The organism is Mesorhizobium sp. M0898 (assembly GCF_040319695.1).
In the GTDB taxonomy this organism is placed as follows: domain Bacteria; phylum Pseudomonadota; class Alphaproteobacteria; order Rhizobiales; family Rhizobiaceae; genus Mesorhizobium.
Window position 1 is genome coordinate 1 of record NZ_JAMYOE010000080.1, and the last position, 13,322, is coordinate 13,322.

General features: G+C 63.0%; 13 protein-coding genes. 9 read left to right on the top strand and 4 right to left on the bottom strand.

Translation table 11 applies throughout. From position 1 onward, the window contains the following. Positions 1–278 precede the first annotated feature (278 nt). Both NKH90_RS33245 and NKH90_RS33250 read right to left on the bottom strand, forming a co-directional pair. Entirely contained in the window at positions 279–1,814 is a 1,536-nt protein-coding gene (locus NKH90_RS33245) for a DUF2778 domain-containing protein (RefSeq protein WP_352473277.1), read from the bottom strand. Between the two features lie 644 nt (positions 1,815–2,458). After that, positions 2,459–3,271, bottom strand: a complete 813-nt coding sequence (locus NKH90_RS33250) for a class I SAM-dependent methyltransferase (protein ID WP_352823480.1) — start codon at positions 3,269–3,271, stop codon at positions 2,459–2,461. A gap of 191 nt (positions 3,272–3,462) precedes the next feature. On the opposite strand from NKH90_RS33250, the gene NKH90_RS33255 reads away from it, so the two are divergent. Next, on the top strand, positions 3,463–3,885 hold the full coding sequence (locus NKH90_RS33255) for a hypothetical protein (protein ID WP_352823483.1): 423 nt from the start codon (positions 3,463–3,465) through the stop codon (positions 3,883–3,885). Positions 3,886–4,187: 302 nt separating this feature from the next. Here NKH90_RS33255 and NKH90_RS33260 read toward each other — a convergent pair whose 3' ends face one another. Together NKH90_RS33260 and NKH90_RS33265 are read right to left on the bottom strand one after the other, a co-directional pair. Continuing rightward, entirely contained in the window at positions 4,188–4,784 is a 597-nt protein-coding gene (locus tag NKH90_RS33260) for a cation efflux transmembrane domain-containing protein (RefSeq protein WP_352452320.1), read from the bottom strand. Between the two features lie 31 nt (positions 4,785–4,815). Continuing rightward, positions 4,816–7,017, bottom strand: a complete 2,202-nt coding sequence (locus tag NKH90_RS33265; protein ID WP_352823486.1) for a heavy metal translocating P-type ATPase — start codon at positions 7,015–7,017, stop codon at positions 4,816–4,818. Positions 7,018–7,080: 63 nt separating this feature from the next. Here NKH90_RS33265 and NKH90_RS33270 point away from each other — a divergent pair, with 63 nt between their 5' ends. The 8 genes from NKH90_RS33270 to NKH90_RS33305 all read left to right on the top strand — a co-directional run bounded on the left by NKH90_RS33270 (position 7,081) and on the right by NKH90_RS33305 (position 12,679). After that, positions 7,081–7,506: a MerR family transcriptional regulator gene (locus NKH90_RS33270; RefSeq protein WP_352501310.1), complete on the top strand. Its 426-nt coding sequence runs from the start codon at positions 7,081–7,083 to the stop codon at positions 7,504–7,506. 99 nt (positions 7,507–7,605) lie between these two features. After that, positions 7,606–7,989 (top strand): hypothetical protein, encoded by a 384-nt coding sequence (locus NKH90_RS33275; RefSeq protein ID WP_352501311.1) that lies wholly within the window; start codon positions 7,606–7,608, stop codon positions 7,987–7,989. Between the two features lie 125 nt (positions 7,990–8,114). Then, on the top strand, positions 8,115–9,551 hold the full coding sequence (locus NKH90_RS33280; RefSeq protein WP_352823489.1) for a multicopper oxidase family protein: 1,437 nt from the start codon (positions 8,115–8,117) through the stop codon (positions 9,549–9,551). 28 nt (positions 9,552–9,579) lie between these two features. Beyond that, a complete protein-coding gene (locus NKH90_RS33285; protein WP_352452325.1) occupies positions 9,580–10,020 on the top strand; it encodes a DUF411 domain-containing protein in 441 nt (146 codons plus the stop codon). Positions 10,021–10,027: 7 nt separating this feature from the next. Next, a complete protein-coding gene (locus NKH90_RS33290) occupies positions 10,028–10,567 on the top strand; it encodes a TlpA family protein disulfide reductase (protein ID WP_352501314.1) in 540 nt (179 codons plus the stop codon). 3 nt (positions 10,568–10,570) lie between these two features. Beyond that, positions 10,571–11,284 (top strand): SCO family protein, encoded by a 714-nt coding sequence (locus tag NKH90_RS33295; RefSeq protein WP_502898900.1) that lies wholly within the window; start codon positions 10,571–10,573, stop codon positions 11,282–11,284. Between the two features lie 52 nt (positions 11,285–11,336). Beyond that, the gene (locus NKH90_RS33300) at positions 11,337–12,116 is read left to right on the top strand and encodes a DsbA family protein (RefSeq protein WP_352823493.1); all 780 of its coding nucleotides are present in this window, start codon (positions 11,337–11,339) and stop codon (positions 12,114–12,116) included. Beyond that, positions 12,113–12,679, top strand: a complete 567-nt coding sequence (locus tag NKH90_RS33305) for a hypothetical protein (protein ID WP_352823496.1) — start codon at positions 12,113–12,115, stop codon at positions 12,677–12,679. Before NKH90_RS33300 ends, NKH90_RS33305 begins: the two co-directional genes overlap by 4 nt. Positions 12,680–13,322: the final 643 nt, after the last annotated feature.

Here is a 13,322-nt window from a genome sequence, read left to right on the forward strand (position 1 = left end):
CGGCTCCCTTGTTTGAGATCTCAACGAACTCATTCTGGCACATCCGATGCCGTCGGGCGCCGTCCACCCCATCATGCCGTGACCTCTCCGCGCTGCAACGGGCGGGACTTTTTGATGCGGGAAGGACAGGAGGTGAAAGGGATCGCTACAGAACGGCTTTCAATCTGAGTCGTTGCATTCTTCGGCTGACGTAACGGCATGGATCCCAGGGTCTGCGCTCCGCTTCGCGTTCGCTCCGCCCTGGGATGACGAAGCCATGAAGGGCTGCCGCGAGCGACCTAAGCCCCTCGCCCCTCTTGGGCGACGCGTGTCAGCGGCTTCGACAGGCGCGGCACCACGACGAGGCGCTTGATCTTGCCCTTCTTGTAGGCGGCGAGGAAGCGGGCATAGTCCTTGAAGACGACGCAGCCATTCGATTCGGCGCGGCCGCCGCGCAGCATGTAGGTGTGGGCGAGCAGGCCGTCACGGCCATATTTGTTGCTGCCGCTGGCCGGCGTCAGACGGATCGCCTCGACACCGTGGAAGCGCGATTCGCGCATCGTCAGATTGTAGGTATCCGGCGGCGTCGGGCCGACATTCTTCTTGTGGACGTAGCGTGGCTGGTCGACCATCGCGCCCAGTCCCGAATGTGCCTCCAGCCGCGAGCCGTCGGGCATATAGACGGTCTTGGCCGAGATGTCGTAGACGGCGACGCCGGTACCCATGTTGGGCGTGGTGAACAGGTTCCTGAAGGCTCCGCCGAGTCCGCCGGAAGGCATGTCGGGCTTGGCATAGGCCAGCATGTCGCCGCCCTGCGTCTTCGAACGTTTGCCCGGCTTGCCCGACACACCCGGCACTGCCGCTTGTGACGAATTGCGAGGCGACAGGCTGCCGGGTTGCGTCTCGACCGGCGGAGCGTCGGCCGTCTGCACCTTGCTCGCCTTGGCGGTCCTGGAGGCCTGCGCCTTGGGCGGCTCCGTTTTCGATGCCTGATCCTTTTGCGCCTGATCTTTTCGCGCCTGGTCTTTTGGCGCCTGATCTCTTGACGCTTGAGCCCGCGGCGCCTCGGCCAGCTTATCGATGTCCGCCCGCGGACGCAGCGTCGGCAGCGGAATGCTGTCGGGCATGTCGTCTTGCGGCGGCAGCGAGGCCAGTTGGACCTCAGGTTCTTGCGGCTCTTGCGAAGCCGCGGGCTCGCTTGCCGCGACGGCTGCCGGGAGCACGTCGATCATCTGCTCCGGCAATGTATTCGCCAGCGCCAGCGCAAGGCGCGACGAGCGTTCGATCTCCGCCACCGCGGGCCCGAAGCGCACTGACGCCGGGCCGTTCGGGTCGGGTATGCGTACCGGCTCGGCGAACCGGGCGTCGGCCGGCAGGCTGGCGAGCATGACGGGAGAGCCGGCTGAGGCACGGGCAAAGGCGGCGGCAAGCTTTTGCGGCGACAGCGCGGCCTTGGCGACCACGTCGTCGAAGCTCGATTGCCGCGACGCATCAGCGACAAGCGGCACGGTGTTGCGCTTGAGGCGGGCCGATTTTCCCTGGTGGACGAAGTTCGACGCCGACCGCAGGCAGTTGGCATCGCATCCGTGCTGCAGCAGCTTGGCCGACAGCGCCGCGTTTGCTGCGGCCCATGTCGGGGCCTGCGCCTTTGGAAGGCTGCGGCGAGGATCGGCGAGCGCGATGGTGCGCGGCGCGAGCAGGCTTTGCGGGAGACCGTTGGAAGCGGCGCTGAGCGAGGTTCCCACTGAATAAAGGCCGGCCAAGGTCGCCACCGACCATAAAGCAATGGCTGCGCCGACGGCCGGAACCGCGACCCAGCGCAGGCCGGGCCTCATCGAAGTCAATCCAGTTGCAGGACTGTCACCCCGGGTTTTCGCACTTACAAACGCCATTCAACCACTCTCAATCGGCCGATGCCGGCTAGCGGATTTCGCAGCCGTGACATTCACAGTTCGCCTGGTGCCCCCAGCACGCTTTGCGTCTGTTGCCGATTGATTCAAAAGATGGACAAAGTTGGTTAACCAATCCCTCTACCGACCGCCGATTGGGCGACGGTCACACCGAAAAACGCCCTCCAAAACCTGCATAGGTGGCAAAACTGCCCTCCAATGATGACTTTGCTGCCCGTTTTTGTCGGCCGAGTCAAGAAAGCGAAATGACTAGACCTTGCTGGGCGGAGTCGGCCATGGCTGCCAAAGTGAAGCCGGGCCGACCGGAATCGCGCGGCCGGCAGCCGCCGCCATCAAGCCCCGGCGATCGTCAACCTGCCACTTGTCGACCTGCCACTTGGGCGAATGAACGGTCATCGTCTGGGAATTCGGAATAGCGGCAAGACGTGTGCTGCATGGCAGCTGAACGTCGCAGGTGCTGGAACGGGATATCCAACACCTCGAGCAATTTCAGGAAAGTGCGAAACGGTTTTCCGTCCGGAATTGCGTCAAAACAAAAGACAGAGCGTTTCCGTGAAACGATGAACCGTTCAGACCACAGCCATGACTATGTGAGCCTGGATTTTGGCAGCAACCTCGCCGCTGCCATGCCTGTCTGCAATCGCGGCTGCGGCGTAGTCGGTTGCAGCGTCCAGTTTTCCCGCCTCTCTGGTCTCGATTTCATTGCGAAGGAGAGTGCCCTGGCAATAAGCAACGGCCGGAACGCGCGGCGAGGAGGCACGGCTTTGTTCGGCTCTCGTCTCGATCACCACACCGGAAAAACCTGCGTCCTCCAGCTCGCTACGGATCAGTGCCGTATCGTGGTAGCCATGCGGCGTGCGTGCCAGAAAGCGCGGCGGATCGTTCGGAAAAATCCTCGCCAGGGCATTCGTCACATCGTCCGCAAATACATTCTCTTCGATGCGATCCCATACGCTGAATAGAAAATGTCCTCCGGGATTCAGGACTCGCCGGGCTTCGCGATAGGCGGATGAGCGGTTGGGAAAGAACATCGCACCGAACTGACAACAAACGAGATCGAAGGCTGCATTTTCGAACGGTAGCGCCAGAGCATCAGCCTGACGCCATTTGATGCGATCGTCGGGAGCTTGCCGCGAAGCGGCGTAGTCGAGCATCGGCTGGTTGAGGTCGGTTACGACATAGCTTGCATCGGCGGACAGTTTTGGCGCCAATGCGCGGGTGACAACCCCGGTGCCCGCGGCGGTTTCCAAAACGGCGCTTGGCGACAAGGACGCTGCCCGTCGTGCAAGATCTGCGGCGAACGGCTCGAAAATCAACGGCACCATATAGCGGTCGTAGTTTTCCGGAATTGAGCCGGCGAATACCTTGTCCGTTTCCAACATTGCTATCCCCCGCCGTCCGTTTGATGGCTCGTCAGCATAGCATGGAATTGTTTGCTATTCGGTCGCATTCGACCGGGAGGCGGTTCGCTCCCGGAAGCTCCGAAACGCCGTGCTGCAATTATCTGCATGTGTGCTAATGTATTGTGGTCATGCGCATTGGTGCGTGGCCAAACATTAAATGGGAGGACGCGATGAAAGCCATGAATCGCAGGTCCGCGATTGCTCTCGGCGTGACGGCGGCAGCGGTAACGCCTTTGTTCACGCTGGCGGCGGCGGCAAAGGTGAAGAAATACGGCCCGAAGGAAGGCAAGGAGATTGCACCCGGCGTCAGATTGGTCGAGGTCGGCACCGGCAATTCCGATATCCCCGCCTACAAGAGCATCTCAATTGTCGATATAGTCTTTCAGCCCGGAGCAGCCGCCCCTCAAATGGTGATGGACAACGACATGGTCTGCACCATTGCTGCCGGTGAATTCACGATCAAGAAGGCGGACAAGGAATTCAAGCTCAAGGAAGGTGACGTGTACACCTGCTCCAAGGGCAAGACCGACGCGGCGGCCAACACCAGCAAGGTGGTCGGCATCCACCGCATCGCCGTCTTGATACCTGCCTAGCGCATACCGACGAAATCGGCCCGCGTCCTCTTCGGAGGCGCGGGCCTTTTGATGACGTGCGTGGCCTTGTGCGGTTCATCGTTTCACCGCTTCAACCCGGTCGACTTCGTCCAAGTGTGGTGAGGCTCATGCTGTTCATGGTTTTTCCTCCCGATTTTTACTTATGGGCGGTTCTCCCTCCGACCGCTTTGAAAGGGTGCGATTATATTAGAGATCGCGCAAGTTTCTGGCTGACTGCTGGCCGGTATAGGGGCCTGCATTGGCGGATTGGCAATGCGGCAGCGCGCTGAGCGTTTTGGAGTTCACGAAACGGCCCGGTGCTCTTCCCGAGCTGCCTCCCAGACCTCGCGCGCCGCATCTGCATTCAGTGCCGCGATTCCCAGGCCGACGATCAAATCCGGCCACGCCGAGCGCCACAGGAAGGCCGTCACCAATCCGGCCAGTATGATCGCAATATTGGCGACCGCATCGTTGCGGGCCGAGAGGAATGCCGCCCTGGTAAGACTGCCGCTGTGATGGCGGTAGCGCGCCAGCATGTAGGCGCACGACAGATTGACCGCCAGAGCGCCTAATCCCGCCAGCGTCAGCGCCGTTGGCTGCGGCGGCACCGGCATGTTGAACTTTTCCCACGCGGTCCACAGCGTCGCCAGGCCCGGCACCAGCAGGATAAGCGCCAGCGCCATGCCGACCCGCGAGCGGGCACGCAGCGACCATCCCATGGCGAGCAGTATGAGGAGATTGACCGAGGCATCTTCCAGAAAATCGACGCTGTCGGCGAACAGCGACACCGAGCCGATCGCCAGCGCGACGGCGAATTCAATGCCGAAATAACCCAGGTTCAGCAGTGCGACGACAAGCACCACCCGGCGAAGGCCGTCCGACGCAATTGCTTGCTGCATGGTCTGCCCTAACACGATGCCGTTGTCGCTCTTACCAGCTGCTCTTCCACCGCAACAGCCGCATGGCATTGGCCGTCACCAGCACCGTCGCCCCGGTGTCCGCGAGAATGGCGGGCCAGAGGCCGGTGATGCCGGCGATCGTCGTCACCAGGAACACTGCCTTCAGGCCCAATGCAATGGTGACGTTCTGCTTGATGTTGGCCATGGTTGCTTGGGACAGCCTGATCATGGCCGCAACGTCGCCGACGCGTCCATGCAGCACCGCTGCGTCAGCTGTTTCAAGAGCCACATCGGTGCCGCCGCCCATGGCAATGCCGACATCGGCCGCGGCAAGTGCCGGCGCATCGTTGATGCCGTCGCCGACCTTGGCTACCCTAAGCCCCTGCCCCTTCAGCTCGCCGAGGATGCGCTGCTTGTCCTCCGGGAGCAGTTCGGCGCGCACCTCGATGCCGAGCTGTTTGCCAATGGCAGCCGCCGTGCGCTTATTGTCGCCGGTTAGCATGACTGTCCTGATGCCTGCATTGGTCAGCGCCTTTAGCCCGGCGAAAGCATCCGGCCGGGGTTCGTCGCGCATGGCAATGAAGCCGGCCAGCGCGTTGTCTACAAGCAGCACCGCCACTGACTTGCCTTCATCGTTCAATGCCACGATGCGTGCCGCCTGGTCTGCTGGCAGCAGGTTTATCTCGCCCGCCGCGACTGGCGAGCCCAGAAACAGGTTCTTGCCGCCGACACGACCGATAACCCCTTTACCGCCGATCGCTTTGGCTTCGGCGGCAGGCGGCACGGGAATGTTGCCGGCTTTGGCCCTTTGGAGGATGGCCAAAGCGAGGGGATGGCTCGAGCCGATCTCAAGCGCTGCCGCGAGCGAAAGGATGTCGCGTTCACTGGCACCCACTGCAACGACATCGGTGACCTGCGGCTTGCCGAGCGTCAGCGTGCCGGTCTTGTCGAGCGCCACGGCGTTGACGGTCGCGAGCCCTTCCAGCACGGCCCCACCTTTCATCAGCAGGCCGCGCCGGGCTCCCGCCGAAAGCGACGCCGCGATCGCCGCCGGAACTGAAATGACCAACGCGCACGGGCAGCCGATGAGCAGCAGCGCCAGCCCCTTGTATATCCATTCGTTCCAATCGCCGCCCAAGAGCAGCGGCGGTGTGGCGGCCACGAACGCCACGACGGCGACAACGCCGGGCATGTACCAGCGCGAAAAGCGATCGATGAAGCGCTCGGTCGGCGCCTTGTTTTCCTGCGCCTCCTCGACCAGCTTGATCACGCGTGCAATCGTGTTGTCTGCGGCGGTCGCCGTCACCTTGACGCGCAGCACGCCGTCGCCGTTGATAGTGCCGGCAAAGACCGTGTCGCCGACGTCCTTGCGCACCGGCACGCTTTCACCGGAGACGGGTGATTCATCGATGGCGCTCCCGCCTTGGGTGATCTCGCCGTCAGCCGGAATCCGGTCGCCCGGCCGCACGAGGATGATGGCGCCCACAGCCAGGCTTTCTGCCGGCACCTCGCGGGTCTGGCCGCCTTTCTCGACGAACGCGGTTTTGGGAACGAGGACCGTGAGCGCTTGAATACTGGACCGTGCCTTGCCGGCCGCAACCCCTTCGAGCAACTCGCCGATCAGGAACAAGAAGACCACCGTCGCCGCTTCCTCGCCGGCACCGATGATGACGGCCCCGGCCGCCGCCACAGTCATCAGCATTTCGATTGTGAACGGAATGCCTGCGGCTGCGGCCATGGCCGCTCGGCGCGCGATCGGAGCCAGGCCGAGCAGCATTGCGGCGATGAAGGCCCACGGGCCGGTCGCGGGCCAGGCGTAATCAATCGCGAAAGCCACGGCCAAGGCGACTCCGCTGGCGATGGCCAGGCGGCCCTTGGCGCTGTCCCACCATAGCTCCGACGCCGGCGCATCATCGTTATCATGTAACCCCGCTACGTTCTCGTCGTGATTGCGCCTTCCGTCGGCATGGTTGTCGGCGGATTGATCGGATGCCGGCGTCCCAAACTTGGAGGTCAGCGGAGCGACGGCGTAGCCGAGGCCGGTGACCTTCCTCTCGATCGCGCCGAGATTGCTTTCGGGAGTATGAGTGACCGTCAGAGTGCCCGCCGAAACGGATACGTTGATGTCCCGAACACCAGGCATCCGCCGCACGGCCATATCGATTTTGCTGGCGCAACCGGCGCAATCCATGCCTTCCACGCGGTAGCGGGTCTGTTGTTTGGTCGCAGCCATGATGAACCTCTTGTATCTTCGACCGCGACGCTACATCCTCTAGCGACTAGAGGAGCAAGCGAAATGTCAACAGGTGTGACCATCGGTGAAGCGGCCCGACACAGCGGCGTGAAGGTTCCAACCATCCGCTACTATGAGCAGATCGAGTTGCTTCCTGCCCCTGCCCGCAGCGAAGCCAATCGCCGGCATTATGAAGCGGCAGACTTGCGCCGGCTCGCCTTCATCAGGCACGCGCGCGAGTTGGGGTTCGGGATCGAAGCCATCAGGGCGCTGCTGACGCTGCAGGATAATCCCAGCCAGCCTTGTGCGACTGCCGACGCCATTGCCCAGGCGCGTCTGGCCGACGTGGTTCAGCGGATACGCAGCCTTACAGCGTTGAAAGCCGAGCTGGAGCATATGGTCGAAGGCTGCCGGCACGGAAAAGTCTGCGAATGCCGTGTCATCGAGGTGCTGGCGGATCACGATAAATGCGAGCATGCCCGGCACTGATTGGCTCCCCTTGGTCGCTATGTCACAGCATTGGCACTTGCAAAAACCGTACTTTGCGGTCAGCCTGAGCAGATGTTGGCTCGGCTGTCGCCAAAACACATGCTTGTCACGCTGCTCGCGGTCTTCCTGACCGTGGGGCTCAGCCTGTCCGGTGCACAGGCCAGCATCATGTCGGCAACGATGACGGCCGGCATGGCTGCCGGCGATGGCATGACCATGCCTGCGGGGCCCGGCATGGACAAGATGGCCGATGCCGCCATGAAGGGTGACTGCAAGGGGTGCCTCAAGGGTGCCGGCGGTGACGGCAAGGGGATATACTGCCCGCCGACCTGCATTGCCCCGGCGCTTGCGTTGCTGCCGCAGAAGCTCGACATGGTGACAATCCCGCTGCCGTCGCAAATATCGCCGCTGCCGGCGCCGTTCCTGCACGGGCGAAGTTCCCTGCCCGACCCATACCCTCCCAGAGCCAGCGCTCTCGTCTGACGCCGTTTCAGCCGTCCCACGGCTGATGTCCGGCGTCCGGTCGCCCGCTCGCGTTGATGCGCGACGGGCGCGGACAAGCAATCAGTCGACGCTCGCCGTCGATCGAGATCGCAAGGAACGTAAGGGTGAATAGCAATTCCAGTCTTTTCCTGTCGCGCCGCGGGTTCCTGCTTGCGGCGGCGGGCGTCGCCGTCTCGACGTCGATGCGCCCGGCGCGGGCAGCCGCAGTTGATGAGCGCCGTATCAAGGTCGCGCCAGCCCATGCCCGGTTAATCGACGCAGGTGGTCCGCAAACCACGGTATGGGCCTATGACGGCACAATTCCCGGCCCGACCCTGCGCCTGCGGCAAGGCCAGCCGGTCCGCATCACTGTCGAGAACGGTCTCGACGAGGATACGACCGTCCACTGGCACGGCATTCGCCTGGCAAACGCCATGGACGGCGTGCCGGGCCTGACCCAGAAGCCGATCGGGCCGGGGCAAAGTTTCGTCTATGAGTTCACACCGCCGGACGCCGGCACCTTCTGGTACCATCCGCACGCCGACAGCCTGGTCCAGCTCGGCCGAGGCCTTGCCGGCGCACTGGTCGTTGAGGAGGTCGAGCCGGTCGCCGTCGACCGTGACATTCTGTGGCTGCTGCAGGACTGGCGGCTTGCGGCCAATGGGCAGATCGCCGGCGGCTTCGGCAGCGCCATGGATGCGTCGATGTCGGGCCGCGTCGGCAATGTCGTCACCGTCAACGGCACGGGGCCAGGCGATCGGAGCGTGAGGGCCGGCGAGCGCGTCAGGCTGCGGCTCGCCAATGCCTCGCTTGCCCGCATGATGGCGCTGCGCTTCGAAGGCCACCGTCCGGTCGTCGTCGCCATCGACGGCCAGCCCTGCGATCCGCATGAACCGGAGGGTGGTCGCCTGGTGCTGGCGCCCGCCATGCGCATCGACATCGTGCTCGACATGCAGGGCCACCCCGGCAGCCGCCACGCGGTTATCGACGATTTCTACGACGGCCTTGCCTACACCCTGACCACACTCGCCTATGACGCAGCGCCGCCGCTGAGAACCCATCCGCTCGGCACGCCAGCCGGCCTGCCGCGCAACCCTCTGCCCCAGCCCGACCTCGCTGGCGCCGAGCGCCAGGAAATCGTGCTGCAGGGCGGCATGATGGGCGGCGGCAAGCTCAAGGGCGTCGGCGGCATGATGGGCATGGGGATGATGGGCATGAACGGCGGTGCGGCCTGGGCGATCAACGGCATGTCGATGACCGGCGACGGCCATGCCGGCATGGCGCCGCAGTTCACGCTGAAACGCGGTGTGACCTGCCATCTCACCATGCGCAACGAAACCGCCTGGTGGCACCCGATGCATGTCCACGGCTTCAGCCTGTCGGTCATCTCGCGCAACGGTTCGCCGGTGCCGCACCGCCAATGGCAGGACACGGTGCTGCTCGCCCCCAAGGATGTGATCGAATGCGCCTTCGTCGCCGACAATCCGGGCGACTGGATGCTGCACTGCCATGTCGCCGATCACCAGATGGCCGGCCTGATGACGGCGTTCCGTGTGACCTGAAACTTTTATCCAATCAAGGAGAACTGCAATGAAACTGACCTACCGCCTTGCCGCACTGTCCCTGCTGATCGCAACGCCGCTGCCCGCCTTCGCCGCAACGATCAACGCCGTCATGTACAAGAACCCGCAATGCAGCTGCTGCGAGTCCTACGCCAACTATCTCGAGCACAACGGCTTCAAGGTCGACATCAAGCCGGTCAACAATCTCTCCCAGATCAGCAGCGATGCCGGCGTGCCGGCCGACCTCGAAGGCTGCCACACGCTGATGGTCGACGGCTATATCGTCGATGGCCTGGTGCCGGTCGAGATCGTCAAGAAGCTTTTGACCGAGCGCCCTGCCATCACCGGCATAACGCTCGCCGGCATGCCGGCCGGCGCCCCAGGCATGGGTGGCGAGAAGCAAGGCCCCTTCGTCGTCTACGCCTTCACCAAGGACGGCAAGGCGCCCACCGTCTACGCGACCGAGTGAGGGCATTGTGAGCAAACTAGCCATGGTCCTGGTTGGCATGCTGCTGGCGTTTTCGTGGCCGGTATCAGCCGCTGAGCCGCCGCAGAACTTTGCCGTTCACGAGGCGCCCGTCCCCGTGCCGGAAATCAGCTTCGAGGACGGCAATGGCAAGCCGAAAACGCTTGCGGATTTCCACGGCAAGGTCGTGCTGCTTAACGTTTGGGCGACATGGTGCGCGCCCTGCCGCAAGGAGATGCCGACGCTCGATCGTCTGCAGGCCAAGCTCGGCGGTCCGGATTTCGAGGTCGTCGCGCTGTCGATGGACCGTGCCGGACCTGACGCCGTCAAAATGTTCTATGGCGAGATCGGGGTCACACACCTCGCCCTCAACATCGACAGTTCCGCGAAGGCGATGTTCACGCTCGGCGCTGTCGGCCTTCCGATGACCCTGCTGATCGACCGCGACGGCAAGGAAATCGGCCGGTTGATTGGGCCGGCCGAATGGGACGCGCCCGACATGGTCGACTTCCTCCGCGGCCGCATCGCCGCCAACCCGGAAAGGAAGTGACCGATGCACATCCAATCGAGCTGGAAAGGATGGATGCGTGTGCTGCTGGTCGCGCTCGCAGCACCGGTCGCGGGCTTCGCCTACGGTGCGCGGGCGCACTCACTCGACGATGTCGACGCCATGCTGCAAAGCGATGAGAAATATTTCCAGCAGATCGACAAGCCGGCGCCTGATTTCACACTGCGCACCGCCGATGGGCGTGTCGTGCGAACGGCGGATCTGCGCGGCAAGGTGGTTGTCCTCCACTTCATCTACACATCGTGCCCGGATGTGTGTCCCCTGCATGCCGAGAAGATCGCCGATGTCCAGAACATGGTGAACGGCACGCCGATGAAGAATCAGGTCATCTTTGTCAGCATCACCACCGATCCAAAGAAAGACACGCCCGACGTGCTGCACTCCTACGGGTCGGCGCACGGGCTCGATCCCGTCAATTGGCTGTTCCTGACCACGACCGAGGATCAGCCGGAGGATGCGACCCGCAGACTGGCGGAGGCCTTCGGCCACAAGTTCACGCTGACCGATGACGGCTATCAGATGCATGGCATCGTCACCCATGTGATCGACAAGGAGGGCCGCTGGCGGGCGAATTTCCATGGCCTGGATTTCGCGTCCGTCAATCTCGTCACCTTCGTCAATGCGCTCACCAACAATGTCGAGCGCCCGCACCATGAGCAGGAAACGGGATGGTGGGCGAAAATCAAGGACATGTTCTGAGCACCATTCGCACGTGCCGGCGGTCCGGCGAAACAGAGGGAGGGAGAAGCCTGTGATCCACAAGTCCAACCCATTGCGCGGAGCCATCGGCAAAATGGCCCATGCCTTCATACTGGCCGGCGCGACCGTTTGGCTCGCGCTCGGTCTCAACGGTCAGGCGATCGCCGCGGGCGAGATGTCCCAGGACCAGTTCGACCAGCGTATCCACGATTATATCCTCGCGCATCCCGAAGTCGTCATGGAGGCGCTGCAGAGCCTCGACGCCCGTCAGCGCGAGGCTGCGGCAAAAGAGGCGAAAGCCGCCCTGGCGGCCAAGGCCGACGAGATTTTCCGGGACCCGGCGAGCCCGGTCGGCGGCAACGCCGAAGGCGACGTCCCCATGGTCGAGTTCTTTGACTATAACTGCCCCTATTGCCGGCAGGTCGCGCCGATCATGGCGCAAGCAATGGCCGACGATCCGCATCTTAAGGTCGTCTACAAGGAATTCCCGATCCTCAGCACGGATTCCGTATTTGCTGCCAAGGCGGCTCTCGCCGCAAAGCGCCAGGGCAAATACCTGGCATTCCACAAGGCCCTGTATGCGGTGAAGACGCGGGTGACCGAAACGGTCGTGCTGAAGGTCGCTGCCGACGTCGGGCTCGACGTGGCTAAACTGAAGACCGACATGCAGCGGCCCGACATCCAGGCGTCGATCGACCGGAATACGCAACTGGCACAGGCGCTGAAGATCAGCGGAACGCCAAGCTTCGTCGTTGGCGAGCAGATTTTCCCCGGCGCGACCGACCTGGCAACGATGAAGAAACTGATCCAGCAGGCGAGGAGCAGCAAATGAGCCGAATATGCTACCTAAACCGACGGACGGTTGTTCTGGGCGGCGCCTTTTGCGCCGCCGCGGTCCTGAGCTTCCTCAAGGGGCCGGATCTGGCGATGGCCGATGGGGATGCCGATCTGCTGCGCCGTTTCAAATATCTCAGCCAGAACGGCAACAGCACGTGTTCGGCCAAGTTCACCGAGTCGATCGCGACCATGCCGGCGATGTCGCGGATCACGGGCTCGTGCTGCAGCCCGATGGAGATGAAGCGCTATGCCGAGCAGGTGAGCGGCCTGGCCAGGTACCGCGACATCGCGATGATCCCAAGCGATCCGTACGATATTCAGGCCGGCATCGCACAGAAGATGATGCCCTACTACGATGTGAAGCTCTCCGGCGACGAGCAGCAGGCTTACGACTATGCGATGGCTAATTCCAACGAGAAGGGCCCTTGCTGCTGCCCATGCTGGCGCTGGAAAGTGTATGGCGGGCTGGCGAAGTTCCTGATCCGCGAGCACGGTTTCACCGGCAAGCAGGTCGTCGACGTCTGGGATCTCTCGGACGGCTGCGGCGGAGGTATGTAAGACGACCAGGACGTGGTCGACACTCCGTTGGCAGGACAAGACACTTCCGGTTGCCGGGACAAGGGCGACAGGGCGGCCGATCGGGTTTCCTCGTCGTCTTGACCGAAATCCACGGCGAGCTAATTCCCTGCGCAATCGCCGATGCTTACCGACTAAGGCGGGCTTTCACTGACAGCAAGGTGATTGCAATGATGAATGGTCCAATGGGTACGTGGATGATGGGCGGCATGGCGCTCGTCTGGGTCCTGGTGTTCGTCGCCCTCTTGCTCGCGATTGCAGCCCTGGTCAAATACCTGCGAACCTGAAGCCGTAGACACCGTCAAGCATACGACTATGCGATGGCAAATTCCGAGGGGAAGGGGGCAGCCGCTGCCAATGCTGGCGCTGGAAAGTGTATGGCGGACTGGCGAAGTTCTTGATCCGCGAGCACGGTTTCACCGGCAGGCAGGTCGTCGACCTGTCGGACGGCGGTGGCGGGTAGACTGCCGTGGCAACACGATTCTTCGCGCCGGATAGCTGATGCGGAGCCGGCCGGGGTTTTACCCCCCCGCCGCCGCAAAAAGCCCCCACAATTTTTACGCGAACCAGCCACCCCGCCCCCGGTGGCCCCCAGCCCGACGCAGTGTCGTATAAACAAAAACCG

Bases quoted from the DNA above. Each gene is read 5' to 3' on its own strand.
- NKH90_RS33295 (WP_502898900.1), top strand. From the start codon at position 10,571: ATGCACATCCAATCGAGCTGGAAAGGATGGATGCGTGTGCTGCTGGTC.
- NKH90_RS33260 (WP_352452320.1), bottom strand. From the start codon at position 4,784: ATGCAGCAAGCAATTGCGTCGGACGGCCTTCGCCGGGTGGTGCTTGTC.
- NKH90_RS33255 (WP_352823483.1), top strand. From the start codon at position 3,463: ATGAAAGCCATGAATCGCAGGTCCGCGATTGCTCTCGGCGTGACGGCG.
- NKH90_RS33275 (WP_352501311.1), top strand. From the start codon at position 7,606: ATGCTTGTCACGCTGCTCGCGGTCTTCCTGACCGTGGGGCTCAGCCTG.
- NKH90_RS33285 (WP_352452325.1), top strand. From the start codon at position 9,580: ATGAAACTGACCTACCGCCTTGCCGCACTGTCCCTGCTGATCGCAACG.
- NKH90_RS33270 (WP_352501310.1), top strand. From the start codon at position 7,081: ATGTCAACAGGTGTGACCATCGGTGAAGCGGCCCGACACAGCGGCGTG.
- NKH90_RS33245 (WP_352473277.1), bottom strand. From the start codon at position 1,814: ATGAGGCCCGGCCTGCGCTGGGTCGCGGTTCCGGCCGTCGGCGCAGCC.
- NKH90_RS33305 (WP_352823496.1), top strand. From the start codon at position 12,113: ATGAGCCGAATATGCTACCTAAACCGACGGACGGTTGTTCTGGGCGGC.
- NKH90_RS33265 (WP_352823486.1), bottom strand. From the start codon at position 7,017: ATGGCTGCGACCAAACAACAGACCCGCTACCGCGTGGAAGGCATGGAT.
- NKH90_RS33250 (WP_352823480.1), bottom strand. From the start codon at position 3,271: ATGTTGGAAACGGACAAGGTATTCGCCGGCTCAATTCCGGAAAACTAC.